Annotated in this window: 9 protein-coding genes and 1 pseudogene; 3 read left to right on the top strand and 7 right to left on the bottom strand. The window is 70.0% G+C overall.

Annotation, left to right across the window (positions count from 1 at the left end; translation table 11 throughout):
- Positions 1 to 27 precede the first annotated feature (27 nt).
- Positions 28 to 2,730: a cellulose binding domain-containing protein gene (locus ACIBCU_RS25335; RefSeq protein WP_399234179.1), complete on the top strand. Its 2,703-nt coding sequence runs from the start codon at positions 28 to 30 to the stop codon at positions 2,728 to 2,730.
- A gap of 120 nt (positions 2,731 to 2,850) precedes the next feature.
- Complete coding sequence (locus ACIBCU_RS25330) at positions 2,851 to 4,473, top strand: FAD-dependent monooxygenase (RefSeq protein ID WP_399234565.1); 1,623 nt, start codon at positions 2,851 to 2,853, stop codon at positions 4,471 to 4,473.
- 75 nt (positions 4,474 to 4,548) lie between these two features.
- On the opposite strand, the gene ACIBCU_RS25325 is transcribed toward ACIBCU_RS25330, so the two are convergent.
- The 7 genes from ACIBCU_RS25325 to ACIBCU_RS25295 form a co-directional block, all read right to left on the bottom strand.
- Positions 4,549 to 6,729 carry a discoidin domain-containing protein gene (locus ACIBCU_RS25325; RefSeq protein WP_399234177.1) on the bottom strand — a complete coding sequence of 727 codons (2,181 nt, stop codon included), beginning with the start codon at positions 6,727 to 6,729 and terminating at the stop codon, positions 4,549 to 4,551.
- Positions 6,730 to 7,041: 312 nt separating this feature from the next.
- Positions 7,042 to 8,553: a sulfatase-like hydrolase/transferase gene (locus ACIBCU_RS25320; protein ID WP_399234175.1), complete on the bottom strand. Its 1,512-nt coding sequence runs from the start codon at positions 8,551 to 8,553 to the stop codon at positions 7,042 to 7,044.
- Positions 8,550 to 9,533 carry an aliphatic sulfonate ABC transporter substrate-binding protein gene (locus tag ACIBCU_RS25315; protein WP_362927625.1) on the bottom strand — a complete coding sequence of 328 codons (984 nt, stop codon included), beginning with the start codon at positions 9,531 to 9,533 and terminating at the stop codon, positions 8,550 to 8,552. The genes ACIBCU_RS25320 and ACIBCU_RS25315 overlap by 4 nt, the downstream gene beginning before the upstream one ends.
- A 45-nt stretch (positions 9,534 to 9,578) precedes the next feature.
- Positions 9,579 to 10,358: an ABC transporter ATP-binding protein gene (locus ACIBCU_RS25310; protein WP_399234173.1), complete on the bottom strand. Its 780-nt coding sequence runs from the start codon at positions 10,356 to 10,358 to the stop codon at positions 9,579 to 9,581.
- The gene (locus ACIBCU_RS25305; protein ID WP_362927623.1) at positions 10,355 to 11,185 is read right to left on the bottom strand and encodes an ABC transporter permease; all 831 of its coding nucleotides are present in this window, start codon (positions 11,183 to 11,185) and stop codon (positions 10,355 to 10,357) included. Before ACIBCU_RS25305 ends, ACIBCU_RS25310 begins: the two co-directional genes overlap by 4 nt.
- Positions 11,182 to 12,396 carry an ROK family protein gene (locus ACIBCU_RS25300; protein WP_362927622.1) on the bottom strand — a complete coding sequence of 405 codons (1,215 nt, stop codon included), beginning with the start codon at positions 12,394 to 12,396 and terminating at the stop codon, positions 11,182 to 11,184. The genes ACIBCU_RS25305 and ACIBCU_RS25300 overlap by 4 nt, the downstream gene beginning before the upstream one ends.
- Positions 12,397 to 12,462: 66 nt before the next feature.
- The gene (locus ACIBCU_RS25295; protein WP_399234170.1) at positions 12,463 to 13,443 is read right to left on the bottom strand and encodes a formylglycine-generating enzyme family protein; all 981 of its coding nucleotides are present in this window, start codon (positions 13,441 to 13,443) and stop codon (positions 12,463 to 12,465) included.
- 256 nt (positions 13,444 to 13,699) lie between these two features.
- Here ACIBCU_RS25295 and ACIBCU_RS25290 point away from each other — a divergent pair.
- Positions 13,700 to 13,972: pseudogene (locus ACIBCU_RS25290) on the top strand (hypothetical protein); the annotation flags it as partial.

The raw sequence follows: 13,972 nt of genomic DNA, 5'->3' as shown, positions 1-13,972 counted from the left end.
GCGGTCCAGCTCGGAGAGGACGTTTCCGTGCGCTTGAGCGCCAGACCAATCGCCGCCCTACTGGCGGCACTTGCCCTCACCGCCGGGTTATCGGTCACTGGAACCCCGGCCGTGGCACGCTCGGACGAAGGGCCCGCCGCGGCCGAAGCATCGGAGGTGTCCGTCGCCGCGGACACCTACAGATGGAAGAACGCACGGATCGACGGCGGTGGCTTCGTGCCGGGCATCGTCTTCAACCGTTCCGAGAAGAACCTCGCCTACGCGCGCACCGACATCGGCGGCGCCTACCGCTGGGACCAGTCGGGCAAGCAGTGGACACCGCTGCTGGACTGGGTGGACTGGGACCGGTGGGGCTGGTCCGGGGTGGTGAGCCTCGCCTCCGACGCGGCCGAGCCCGACAACGTGTACGCCGCCGTGGGCACGTACACCAACGACTGGGACCCGACGAAGGGGGCCGTCCTGCGCTCCTCCGACCGGGGCGCCTCCTGGGAAGCGGCCACGCTGCCTTTCAAGCTCGGCGGCAACATGCCGGGACGCGGGATGGGGGAGCGGCTCGCGGTCGACCCGAACAAGAACTCCGTGCTGTACCTCGGTGCCCCCAGCGGCAACGGACTCTGGCGGTCCACCGACTCGGGCGTCACGTGGTCGGAGGTGACCGCCTTCCCGAACCCCGGCAACTACGCGCAGGACCCCACGGACACCAGCGGGTACGGCAACGACAACCAGGGCATCGTGTGGGTGACCTTCGACGAGCGCTCCGGCAGCGCGGGCAGCACCACCCAGGTCATCTACGTCGGGGTCGCCGACAAGGAGAACACCGTCTACCGCTCCACGGACGGCGGCTCCACCTGGTCCAGGATCGCAGGCCAGCCGACCGGATACCTCGCGCACAAGGGCGTACTCGACTCCTCGACGGGCCATCTCTATCTGACGCTGAGTGACACGGGCGGTCCGTACGACGGCGGCAAGGGACAGATCTGGCGGTACGACACGGAGTCCGGCGCCTGGACGGACGTCAGTCCCGTCGCGGAGGCCGACACCTACTACGGCTTCAGCGGCATCTCCGTCGACCGGCAGAAGCCCGGAACCCTGATGGCGACCGCATACAGTTCGTGGTGGCCCGACACCCAGATCTTCCGCTCCACGGACAGCGGCGCGACGTGGACACAGGCATGGGACTACATCAGCTACCCCACCCGTTCGAACCGGTACACGCTGGACGTCTCCTCGGTGCCCTGGCTCAGCTGGGGCGCGAACCCCTCACCGCCGGAGACCGCGCCCAAACTGGGCTGGATGACCGAGTCCCTGGAGATCGACCCCTTCGACTCGGACCGGATGATGTACGGCACGGGCGCCACGGTCTACGGCACCGAGGACCTCACGTCCTGGGACTCCGGGAGTCAGTTCACGATCACGCCGATGGTGAAGGGGCTGGAGGAGACGGCCGTCAACGACCTGGCCAGCCCGCCCTCCGGCGCGCCGCTGCTGAGCGCCCTCGGTGACATCGGAGGCTTCCGGCACACCGACCTCGACGCGGTGCCCGCCATGATGTTCACCTCGCCGAACCTGGACTCGACCACCAGCCTGGACTTCGCGGAGAAGTCTCCCGGCACGGTCGTGCGGGCCGGCAACGCCGACGCCGCTCCGCACATCGGCTTCTCCACCGACAACGGTGCCAACTGGTTCCAGGGCTCCGAGCCCCCTGGTGTCACCGGCGGAGGCACGGTCGCCGCCGCGGCGGACGGCAGCGGATTCGTCTGGAGCCCGGACGGCGCGGCCGTCCATCACACCACCGGTTACGGCAACTCCTGGACGGCCTCGACCGGAATCCCGGCGGGTGCGACGGTCGAGTCGGACCGCGAGAACCCGGAGAAGTTCTACGGATTCAAGGCCGGCACCTTCTACGTGTCGACCGACGGCGGCGCCACGTTCACCGCGAAGGCGACCGGCCTCCCGGCCGAGGGCAACGTCCGCTTCAAGGCGTTGCCCGGCAAGGAAGGCGACATCTGGCTTGCGGGCGGCGCCGCCACGGGGGCGTACGGGCTCTGGCGCTCCACCGACTCCGGCACGAGCTTCACCGAGTTCTCCGGAGTGGAGCAGGCCGACAGCGTCGGCTTCGGCAAGGCGGCATCCGGGGCCTCTTACCAGACCGTCTTCGTCAGCGCGAAGATCGGCGGGGTGCGCGGCATCTTCCGGTCCACGGACGCGGGCGCCAACTGGACGCGGATCAACGACGACGCGCACCGGTGGGCCTGGACCGGCGCGGCCATCACCGGGGACCCACGGGTCTACGGCCGGGTGTACGTCTCCACGAACGGCCGGGGCATCCAGGTCGGCGAGTCCTCCGGCACCGACGGGTCCGGCACCGACCCGGACCCCGATCCCGACCCGGAGGAGCCGCCGGCGGATGCCGACTGCGCGGTGACGTACACGGTCACCAACCAGTGGTCGGGTGGCTTCCAGGCCGAGGTGACGGTCACCAACACCGGCAGCACGGCCTACGACGGCTGGCAGCTGGGCTGGTCCTTCCCGGGCGGCCAGAAGGTCACCCAGATGTGGAACGCCTCCCACCAGCAGGACGGGGCGAAGGTGACCGTGACGAACGTCGGCTGGAACGGCAAGGTGGCGCCCGGCTCCTCGGCCGGCTTCGGTTTCACCGGTACGACACCGGGCGGCAGCACCGAGCCCGACGCGTTCACGCTGGGCGGTGAGGTCTGCACCGTCGGCTGACGTCCGGGGGCCGGTACGGCGAGCAGAGCACACCCGCACCGGCCCCGCGGGCCGCCAAATGGACATACCGCCCACGGCGTGCTGCATTGGAGTGAACGCACCTCGCCCTGGGAGGCACCCGTGGTGGACGTCGATGTGCTGATCGCAGGGGCGGGCCCCGTCGGCCTGACAGCCGCGTCCGAACTGTGCCGCCGCGGAGTGTCGTGCCGGATCGTCGACCGGCTCCCGGCACGGCTTCCCTATGCCCGGGCCGTGGGTGTCCAGCCCCGGACACTGGAGATCTGGGACCGGATGGGGATGGTCCGTGAGGCCCTGGAGACAGCCGTCCCGCTGAAGGGGCAACTGCTCTACGTCAATGGTGAGGAAGGCCTGCGGATCGATCTCGAACTGCCGCCGGAGGTGCCCTACGGCTTCGCCGCCCTCCCGCAGTACGAGACCGAGCGGCTCCTGGAGGAACTCCTCCACCGCAGGGGAGGTGACGTCGAACGCGGCACCGAACTCGTCTCCTTCGAGCAGGACTCCGACGAGGTGCGGGTCGTTCTCTCCGCACCGTCGGGAGGCACCGAGGAACTGACTGCGCGCTACCTCATGGGCTGCGACGGCGCCCACAGCGCCGTGCGCAAAGGACTGGGCCTGTCCTTCGAAGGCGCGGCCCTTCCCGAGGAGTACATGCTGGGAGACGTCGAGGTCGACTGGGACCTGCCGGCCGGATACGGCATCCGCGCCTCGCACGTCGTCGACAAACAACCGGACGACCTCCTCGTGTGCATCCCGCTGCCCGGCGACCACCGCTACCGGATGTCGATGGCCGCCCCGCCCGAACTGTCCCGTGCCGGGCGGAAGGACGCGGACGGTGTCACGCACGGCCTGAGCGGTGACCAGGGCCCGGTGCCCGGTATCGAGCACATCCAGACAGTGCTCGACCGGCTCTCCCCCCGCCCCACGACCGCGTCCTCGCTGCGCTGGTCCTCCGTGTTCCGCATCAGCCACCGCATCGTCGGCCGGTACGGCCGTGGGCGGGTCTTCGTGGCCGGGGACGCCGCGCACATCCACCCGCCCACGGGCGCCCAGGGGATGAACACCGGGATCCAGGACGCCTACAACCTGGCCTGGAAGGTCGCCGCCGCCGTACGGGGCCGCGCCGGCCCCGGGCTGCTCGAGAGCTACGACGCCGAACGCCGGCCGGTCGGTGAGGAAGTGGTGGACCGCACCCTGCGCCACGCGCGGAGCGGCATCCAGGCCGACCCGGAGAACCTCGCGACGATGATGCTCCGCGAGGCCCAGCTCCTCGTCGGCTACCGGGGCAGCGAGATCGTGGGGCCGGACGGCTCCGCACACGACGGCCCGGCACCGGGCGACCGGGCGCCCGACTGCGGCGGCCTCCTGTACGCCCTGGGGGCCTTCCCCGTCCGGCTGTTCAGCATGCTGCGGGAGCGCGAGCACACCTTGATCCTCTACGCCGACCACGAGGACCAGCTCGCCTCGTTCGACCAAGTGGCGGCCGCGGCGGTGCACGCGGCCCACGGCATGCTGAACGCCTGCGCGGTGCTCGCCCCGAAGGTGAGCGCGCCCGCGCTGCGCCTGCCCGCCGTGCACGACGGCCTCGACGAGTTCCGTCGTACGTACGGCGCGCGGGGCGGCGAGGCGGTCGTCGTGCGGCCCGACGGCTATCTCGGGCTGCGCGCGATCCCGGCGGACGGGCCGGAACTGCCGGCGCATCTGGCCATGCTCCTCGGGACGTGACGCGGGGCCCGGCAGGGAGTGACCGGCCGGGCCCCGCGCCGTGTGATGAGCCGACTCGGCCCCTCTCATCCCGTCTCAGGGAAAGGACACCACCTGGGAGGGGATGGTCGACGTACCGGATGTGGGGGATCCGGTGTCGTTGATGACGTGGTCGTACTGTCCCTGGCCGCCGAGGGAGACGACGAGCAGGTCGTGGAACGTGACTCCGGGTTTCACCGGGGCCTGGAAGCCGTGCTGCTGGCGGATGGTCGGGTCGACGTTGAAGTAGCAGTAGCTGCCCATGCCCCAGCCCTCGTGGGTGGTGACGGTGTCGGCCACCTTGTAGGCGGCGTAGCCCTTGATGTCGCCGTTCTGGATGGCGGCCTGGTCGGGGGCGTCGTACGCCTTCTCGTTCTGGAAGAAGATCGTCTTCCCGTTCTCGCCGTACCACTGGACGTCGTACTTGTTGAAGTGCTCGACGAACAGCCCGGTGGCCAGCACGTCGTCACCGTTCACCCGGAGGCCGTAGTCGGACCGGTTGGTCTCCCAGCCGACCCCGTCGCCGTGATCCGCGCGCCACAGCCAGGTGTGGTCGATGATCGTGTCGTCGCTGTTGACCACCATGCCGGTGGTCGCCTTGCTGGCGCCCGCGCCACCGATCCGGACGAACACGTCCTGGAGGCTGGTCGGGTTGGCCGAGTGGTCGGCCGCCGCGCCCTCGGGACCGACCTGGACGAGCACCGAGGAGTTCTGTGTCCCCGCGTCCACGAGGAGTCCGGCGAGCTTGACGCCGTCGACGTCGCCGACCTTGATCGCGGTCACGCCGTTGTCCGGGATGATCGTGGCGAGGCCCAGGCCGAGAGCGACGGTGTTCGCACGGTTGATCTCGATGGCCTCGTCGACGTGGTAGATGCCCGGGGTGAACAGCAGGTGCAGCCCCTGGCGTACGGCCGCGTTGATGGTCTGCGCGGTCGCGCCCGGCTTCACGACGTAGAACTGGCTCAGCGGGATGGACTCGCCCTGCGGGGTGCCGTTCCACGAGACACCGCGTGCGTCGGTGCGCTTGGCGGGGACGAAGACCTTGTAGTCGTTGCCGTCGAGGTAGAGGAAGGGCTTCTCGCGGGAGACCGGGGTGGTGTTCAGCGTGGTGTACGGCGGCTCGGGGAAGCTCTGGGCGGGGGCGCCCTCGACGCCGGAGAACGTCATGTTCCAGACGCCGTTGCCCCAGCTGCCGATGGAGCTGTCGCGGGTGTACCACTGCTGCTGCGAGTACGGGCCGACCTGGCCGTCGATCTTGCTGTCGGCGATGTAGCCGCCGCTCGCCCATCCGTAGCCGTCGGGTGCGAGGTTGAGTCCGCCCTTGACGTGCATACGGCGGAAGGGGGCGGCCTGGGAGACCGCCCAGCGGTTGGTGCCGTTGACCGGGTTGAGGGCGAGGTTCTCGGCCGAACGCCAGAAGTTCTGGGTGGCGTTGCCGTTGAACCAGCCCGCGTCCACGGTGACGTCGCCGTTGAAGGTGGTGTCGTCGGGCTTGAGGCCGAGGCCGGCGATGGAGGTGTAGAAGCCGATCTGGGCGTTGATGTTGTCGTACTTGCCCGGCTTGAACATCAGCGCGTAGCGGCCCGTGCCGAACTGCGCGGACTCCTGCTGCTTGAAGATCGCGTCGACCTTGCCCTGGATGTCCGGGGTCGAGGGGTCGAAGACCAGCACGTTGGGGCCGAGGTCGCCACCGCCGGGGATCTGCGGGTCGCCTTGGCCGGTCGTGCCGAACACCTGGAACTCCCAGAGGGAGTGGCCGTATCCGGTGGCGCGCGCGATGCCGGTCAGCCGGACGTAGCGAGCGGTGCTGGAGACGTTGAGGGTCTCCGTGCCGCCGGGGCCGGTGGTGGTGGAGTAGGCGGTGCTCCAGCTGCTGTTGTCCGGGGAGAACTCGATCCGGTAGCCGGTGGAGTAGGCCGCCTCCCAGCGGAGCACGATCTGGCTGACCGAGGCGGCGGCGCCGAGGTCGACCTTGATCCACTGGGGGTCGGAGAACGCGCTCGACCAGCGTGTTCCGTTGTTTCCGTCCACCGCGGCGGCGGCGGGGGTGCCGTCGTTCTCCTGGCTGGACGAGGTGACCGTCTTCCCCTGGGAGAGCAGCGAGGGTGCGGCGCTCGCGGGGGACTGGGGGACGAAGGCCAGGAGCGAGAGGACGAGGCCGGCGATGACGGCCAGGACGCCGCTGCGTCTTCCGAGCGGTGCGAACGCGGGTCTGTGGAGGTTCGGAGGTGCGTACATGGGGTCTCCTGAGTCGTGGGGTGGGTACACGACGCGCACAGCCAGAGAGCGCTCTCTCCGGCTGTGCGAGATACTCCACCCTGGTTACGGACGCGTCAAGAGATGTGCAACAACCGGTATCTCAGGGCCTGTTGTCGACAAGAACTGATGACTGCGGCGCGGTGACGGCCCCTCCGGATCACCTTCCTCGGTGACTGATTGTGATAACTGCCGGGTTATGGGTTCAGGAAGTGGTGGCTGGTTTCAGGAGGCTCCGTGCGTCCGTACGTAGTCGAAGTCCGCTGTCGCGCCCGGCGTGAACACCTCGCCCGCTTACGGGGTCTCCGCGAGTGTCCCGCCCGGATCCGCCGCCGCGGTCCAGGTCGTGTCGTCCGTCTCGAAGGCGCTCAGGCTCGGGTCGTAGTCGGAGGCGCCGATGTCGTACATGGACGTCATCCAGTGGTAGAAGTTGTCGCCCCTGTCCCGCAGCAGCTCGTACAGCCGCCGCATCAACCGGGCCCGGACCGCCGTGAACTCGGCGTGCGTGTAGCGGTTGCTGAGCTCGTGGGGGTCCGCTTCCAGGTCGTACAGCTCGTTGACCGACTCCGGATTGACGACGAGCTTGTAGCGGTCGTCGCGGATCATCCGCTGCGGGTACGGGAAGTGGTGACCGTGGAACTCCGCGACCAGCTCACCCGGCCAGTCCGGGGTCTCACCCTTGACCAGCGGGACCAGGCTGCGGCTGTCCACGGCCGGTGACGGGTCGCATCCCGCCAGTTCGAGCAGTGTGGCGGTGCAGTCGGTGAGGCTGACCAGCTCGTCCCTGACCTGCGGGGCTGCACCGGGGATCCGGATGATGCCGGGGATGCGGTAGATATCCTCGTACATCGCCGGACCCTTGTCGTGGAGCCGGTGGGCGCCGGTGAACTCGCCGTGGTCCGCGGTGAAGAACACGGAGGTGTCCTCGCTGAGCCCCAGCTCGTCGAGGCGGGTGAGGATGCGTCCGATCTGCTCGTCGATGAGGGTCACATAGCCCCAGTAGACGGCGATCAGCTTGCGGGTCGTCTCGATCGGGATGGTGTCGAAGGCCCAGTGCGCGCTGTAGTTGCGCTGCACCGGTGGCTTGCCCTCGAAGGTCTCGGCGATGGACGGCGGCAGTTCGACGAGCTCCGGATCGTAGAGGTCGAAGTAGGCGTCCGGTAGCAGATAGGGCAGATGCGGGCCGAAGAAGTGCGTCGCCAGGAAGAACGGCTCCTCTCCGGCCGCGTACCGTTCCAGGTGCTCGACGGCCCGGGTGACGAGGTAGTGCTCGAACGTCGCCTCCACCGGCTGGTGCAGCCGGGCGGCCAGCAGATTTCCCGGGTTACCGCCCGGGGCCGTGCCCCTGATCGGTTCGGAGATGCGGTACGGCGGCAGTCTGCGCTCCTCCAGATACGCCAGGTAGTCCGGATGGTCGACGGGGTTGTGCCAGCCCGGCAGGTCCGGGCCCTCGAAACCGTAACTGGCGGCGTTGCGATGGGTCCCGCCGTGCCACTTGCCGATGAGCCCCAGCCGGTAGTCGCGCTCCGCAAGGGCCGCCGGGAAGGTGAAGGCGTCCTCGCGCAGGTCCTCCAGATAACCCACGTTGCGCTCGTAGTTGGCGAGCAGCCGGTGCCGGAAGGGCGCCTGTCCGGTGAGCAGGCTCGCGCGCGCCGGGGTGCAGATCGCGGTCGGCGTGTAGAAGCGGTCGAAGCGGGTGCCGGTGGCCGCCAGACGGTCCAGGTTCGGGGTGGCGACATGCGGGTTGCCGTAACAGCCGAGGGTGTCCACCCGGTGCTGATCGGTCATCAGGAAAAGCAGGTTCACTTCTTGTACGCCTTTGTGTAGAGGCCGCCCTCGTAGTACGTGTCCGCCGCCGGGGCCTTCTTGAGCTGGCCCGTGTCCACGAAGAACTCGCCGAGCCCGTCCAGCCAGCCGTCCACGGTGCCGTCCTCGGTCCTGGCGACCAGATCGGCCGTCGACAGCGTCTCCACGTTGGCCGCGTCCGCCGCCACCTTGGCGCGGTCGATCTTCAGCAGCGAGGCGGCCGCGTCGATGGCCTCGCCGGGGTGTGCGGCGCGCCAGTCGTTGGCCTTCTGGAGGACCTTGACGACCTTGCCGTTGAACTTCTCGTCGCTGTCGGCGGGCGCCACGAAGGCCGTGGGGAACGCCCGGTCCTTGAAGTCCGCCGTACTGGCCACCTCGTTGAGCTTCGGCTCCTTCGCCTTGATGGTGTCGATCAGCGGATACCAGAGGCCGGCTCCGTCGATCTGACCGGAGACGAACGCCGAGACGACCGTGGACGGGTCCATCGGCACCTTCTCGATGTCCTTCTCCGACATCCCGGCCTTCTGCAGTGCGAGGTTGAGCGCCATCGCACCGGAGGTGCCCTCGGGCACGCCGACCTTCTTGCCCTTGAGGCCCTCGATGGAGGTGATGCCGGGCTGGGCTATGACCCGGTCGGCGCGGGCGAGCGTGTTGATCGCGACGACCTTGGCCTTGCCCGACGCGGGCAGCCACATGGCTCCGGGTCCGATGTAGCCGAAGTCGAGGTTGTCGGACCCGAGCGCCTGGATCTGCAGCGGGCCGTTGGTGAACGGCTTGTACTCGGGGTTCAGCCCCTCCTCCTTCCACAGCCCCTGCTTGTCCGCGATGGCCAGCAGGCTCGCGCCGTTGTAGTCGCTGATGTAGCCGAAGCGGACGGTGGACGCTCCGTCGGACGACGAGTCACCGGAGCACCCGGTGACGGAGAGTGCCAGGGCGGACACGGCGACGGCCGCCGTCAGGGCGCGCTGAGGTAGACGCATGACGCAGGGTTCCTTACGGGAGTCAGGGGGAGCGGGTGGGAGGTCTCAGGCGGCCGGGGCGGCCGGGGACTGGTGGTAGACGGAGGTCCACACGGCATTGCGGATCCGGGCGAACTCGGGGGAGAGCCGGATGGCTTCGGTACGCGGATACGGCAGGTCCACATCGATGACCGACTGGATCCGGCCCGGCCGCGCGGCCATCACCACGACGCGACGCGCGAGGTACACGGCCTCGTCCACGTCGTGCGTGACGAACAGGACGGTGCGTCGGTCCCGGCTCCAGGTGTCCAGGAGCTGATCCTGCAGCTGGACCCGGGTCAGCGCGTCCAGCGCTCCGAAGGGCTCGTCCATCAGCAGCACCTGTGGGTCGACCGCGTAGGCACGGGCGATCGCGCAGCGCTGCTTCATCCCGCCCGACAGCGTCTTGGGCAGCGCGTCGGCGAAGTCGGTGAGACCGACCAGCGCGATGGCGTGCTCCGCCCGCCGCTTCCGCTCGGCGGCCGGCACGGACGCCAGCTTCAGTCCGAACTCGACGTTGCCGCGCACGGTCAGCCACGGGAACAGCGCGTACTGCTGGAAGATCACCCCACGGTCCGGTCCGGGGCCGTCGACCGGCCGTCCGTCGACGAGGACCTCGCCCGAGGTCGGGACGGCGAGGCCGGCGGCGAGATTGAGCAGGGTGCTCTTGCCGCACCCGGACGGGCCGACGACGGTGACGAACTCCTCGTCACCGATGTCCAGCGACACCTCGTCCAGGGCGGTGAAGGTGGTCTTCTTCAGCGGAAAGGTCCGGGAGACGTTCCGGAAGGAGATCTTGGCGTTCAACGGGTCTCCTGCCAACGGGTGAGGCGACGTTCGGCGAGCAGCAGCAGCCGGTCCATCAGAAGGCCGAGCAGACCGATGGTGATCAGACCGACGAAGATGGTGGGGAGGTCGTAGTAGAGCTGGGCGTTCTGCATCCGGTAGCCGAGGCCCTCCTGGGCGGCGATCAGCTCCGCCGCGACGAGGGTTCCCCAGGCGGAGCCCAGGCCGATCCGCATTCCGACGAGGATGAACGGAGCGGAGGCGGGGACGACCACCTTCAGGAAGATGGTCCCGTCCCGGGCGCCCAGTACCCGGGCCGCGTCGATGAGCGTCCTGTCGACCCCTACGACGCCCTGGAAGGCCGCCACGACGCTCGACAGGAACGCCGCCAGGAAGATGACGAACACCTTGGGTACCTCGCCGATGCCCAGCAGCACGATGGCCAGCGGGATCATGGCCAGCGGCGGCACGGTGCGGAAGAACTGGACGTACGGCTCCAGCAGCCCGCGTGCCACCGGGTACCAGCCCATCAGGAAGCCCACGGGCACGGCCAGCAGGGTGCCCAGCGCGAAGCCGCTCAGGACACGGCGCAGGCTGGCCAGCGAGTCGTCGGCCAGCGTGCCGTCCGCGATCAGCTCCCCCGCCCTGCCCGCCACGGCGGCGGGCCCGGGGAGTGCCTGCACCCCCAGCGAGGCCAGCCAGGCCCACAGGCCGATGCCCGCCGCCAGGGCGATCAGGTTCAGGACGACCGCGGGGGCCCGGAGGCGCTTCCGCCGGCGCTCGCGGGCGGGTACCGCCTCCTCGAGCACGGGGCCGGCCTGCTTCAGGGGTGTCTCCGTGGAACTCATGTGGCGTCCTCGGGAAGGTCGTCGGCGCCCGGACCCGGGTAGCGGGCGAGCAGAGGGGATTCATGCAGGGCGAGGGCGACCCCGCCGAGCGCGCCGCCCGCCTCGCCGAGCCCGGCGGGCAGTAGCGTCACGCGCCCACGGGCCAGCGGCATGACATGCGCGTCGAGTGCCTCCTGCACGGGTGCGAGCAGCGCCTCGCCGGCCCGGGCCAGCTCGCCGCCCAGCACGATCACACCCGGACCGACCGCGTTGACGACCCCCGCGAGCACCGCACCGGTCCGGGCCCCCGCCGTCCGCAGCACCTCATGTGCCGCCCGGTCGCCGTTCTCGACCGCTCGCAGGAGGGTCGGGACGTCGTCCGCGCGTCCGCCCAGGGCGCGGAAGGAGGCGAGTACGGGCCCGATCGACGCGATCGTCTCCAGGCATCCCGTGCCCCCGCACTCGCACGGTCGGCCTTCGGGTTCGGCGGTGATGTGCCCGAGCTCGCCCGCCAGTCCGTCCACACCCCGGTGGAGCGAACCGTTCACCACGAGGCCGCCGCCCACTCCGTGCGACAGCCGCAGATAGAGCACGTCCTGGCTCGCCGCCGCTGCCCCCCAGGTGGACTCCGCGAGGGCCGCGAGCCGGGTGTTGTTGTCCAGCAGGACCGGGGCCCCGAACCGCTTGCCGAGCAGCCCGGCCAGATTGGCCAGCGGTTCCTCGGGTGCGCCCCCGGCCGTCCGCACCGGGCCCACGACACCGACCCCGACCGCACCGGTCGTGCCGAGGGCGGCCAGCCGCAGCGTGCCGCCCGCCAGCGAGGCGACCAGCCGCTCGGCCAGCTCCACCCGCCGCTCCCAGGAGAGCCCGGGAGGGTGGGCCCGGCTCGCCGACCCGATCACCTCGTGAGCCACGTTGGCGGCGGCCACATGAACGGCTCGGCGGGCGAAATCGATGCCGACGGCCTGGCCGGCCGCGGGATTGAGCGTGAGGTGCTCGACCGGACGGCCGCGCCGGCGCGGACCCGGTTCCGCGGCTGCCGCCACGACGGCACCGCTCGCGACCAGGGTCCCGACTATGTCGTACAGCGTGGTACGCGACAGCCCGGCCTGGCGTCCGAGCTCGGCTCGGCTCTGTGGTCCGTGACGGCGCAGCAGACCGAGTACGCGTTCCTCGTGCCCGCGCCTCAGCCGCGAGAGAGGTCCACCGTGTGAGTGCATGGCGCCCAGCATGATGACCGCGCGATTTTTTAGTCAATGACCCGGAAAAATATTCATGTTGCCGCAATGACGGCGGGGTCAGGCCGGGCGCACACAGCGGAAGCCGAGGTTCCCCGTTGTGCTGTCCGGTGTGTTGCGGGTGCGCGCTGCCACCCGGTAGCGGTTGCAGTACGAGCGGTGGCACAGGTAGGAGCCGCCCCGGATCACCTTGGCGTCGCCCGTGCCCGGGCCGTGCGGGTCGCTCCGGCGGGCCGCCTGACGGCCGGTGCTCCACCGGTCCTGGCACCACTCCCAGACGTTCCCCGCCATGTTGTACAGGCCGTATCCGTTCGGCTGGTAGGCGTCGACCGGTGCGGTGCCCGCGTAGCCGTCCTCGGCGGTGTTCTTCGTGGGGAAGTGCCCCTGCCAGACGTTGCAGCGGTGCTCCCCGTCCGGGGTCAGCTCGTCGCCCCACGGGAAGCGTGCCTGCACCAGGCCGCCCCGGGCCGCGTACTCCCACTCGGCTTCCGTCGGCAGCCGGGCGTCGGCCCAACGGCAGTACGCGCGCGCGTCGTTCCACGAGACGTGCACGACGGGATGGTCCGCGCGGTCCTCGATCCCGCTGCCGGGACCTTCGGGCCTGTCCCACCGGACGCCCTCCACCCCGCACCACCACGGGGCGCCGTCCGGACGGCCGGCGCCGCGCCGGAGCGCGGCCGGCAGGAACCCGGCGAAGACGTACGACCAGCCGAAACGCTCGGCCTCCGTGACGTGACCGGTGGCCGAGACGAACTCCGCGAACCGCTCGTTGCTGACCGCGTGGGCGTCGATGCGGAAGGCGGACACCCGCACCTCGCGGACCGGGCCCTCGCCGTCCGCCCGGAACCCGTCGGGGTCCTCGGTCCCCATGAGGAACGGTCCGCCCGGGAGCAGCACCATCCCGTCGGCGACATCCTTCGAAGCTGATACCGCGGGGGCGGTCCGGTCCTGTCCTGGGCGGACGGAGGGGGCGGTCCCGGACGGGCCGTCAGGCCTCCCACGGCCGGGTGAGCAGCAGCCGGCAGGTGCTATGTCGTTCATGCCGTGATCCTACGAGCACCCCTGAGCCCCTACACCGGTGATCGTCGCCGCCCAAACCTCCTCCCGGCGCGGCGTGCCGTCCAACGGGTGACATCTGGCTCCCTCTCACACGATGAGCCCAGCGCTTCCCTCGAATGCGGCCTTCCCGAGTGGTGCGCCACCGGTTTTCGGCTGACGGTGGATCACGTCGCACCCGTGATCCGATGAGTCGGCAACTAGCCGGCCAGCGCGGGAGTGGCGAAAGGACTGTGTATCCATGCGCTCTGCCCGCACCCTGTTCGCATCGGCCGCCGTCACGGCGGTCCTCGCGGTCTCCGTTCCCGCCGCATATGCCGTGACCTCGGCGGACGACTGGGACAAGGACAGCGGTTCCTCCGCCAGCAGCAACGACGACCGTGAGAAGCCGGACTCGTGGAAGCACGACAAGCCCGAGGGCGGCGTCCACACCGGTGGCGGTGCGCTCGCCGGTCTGTCGGCCGACGACTGGGAGAAGGACAAGGACAAGGACAAGGAGTCCGGTTCCGGCAGC

Origin of the sequence: Streptomyces sp. NPDC051064 (assembly GCF_044455985.1) — a bacterium.
Classification (GTDB): Bacteria; Actinomycetota; Actinomycetes; order Streptomycetales; family Streptomycetaceae; genus Streptomyces.
The sequence above is the reverse complement of the archived record's forward strand: the minus strand, read 5'-3'. Positions and strand labels throughout refer to the sequence as shown.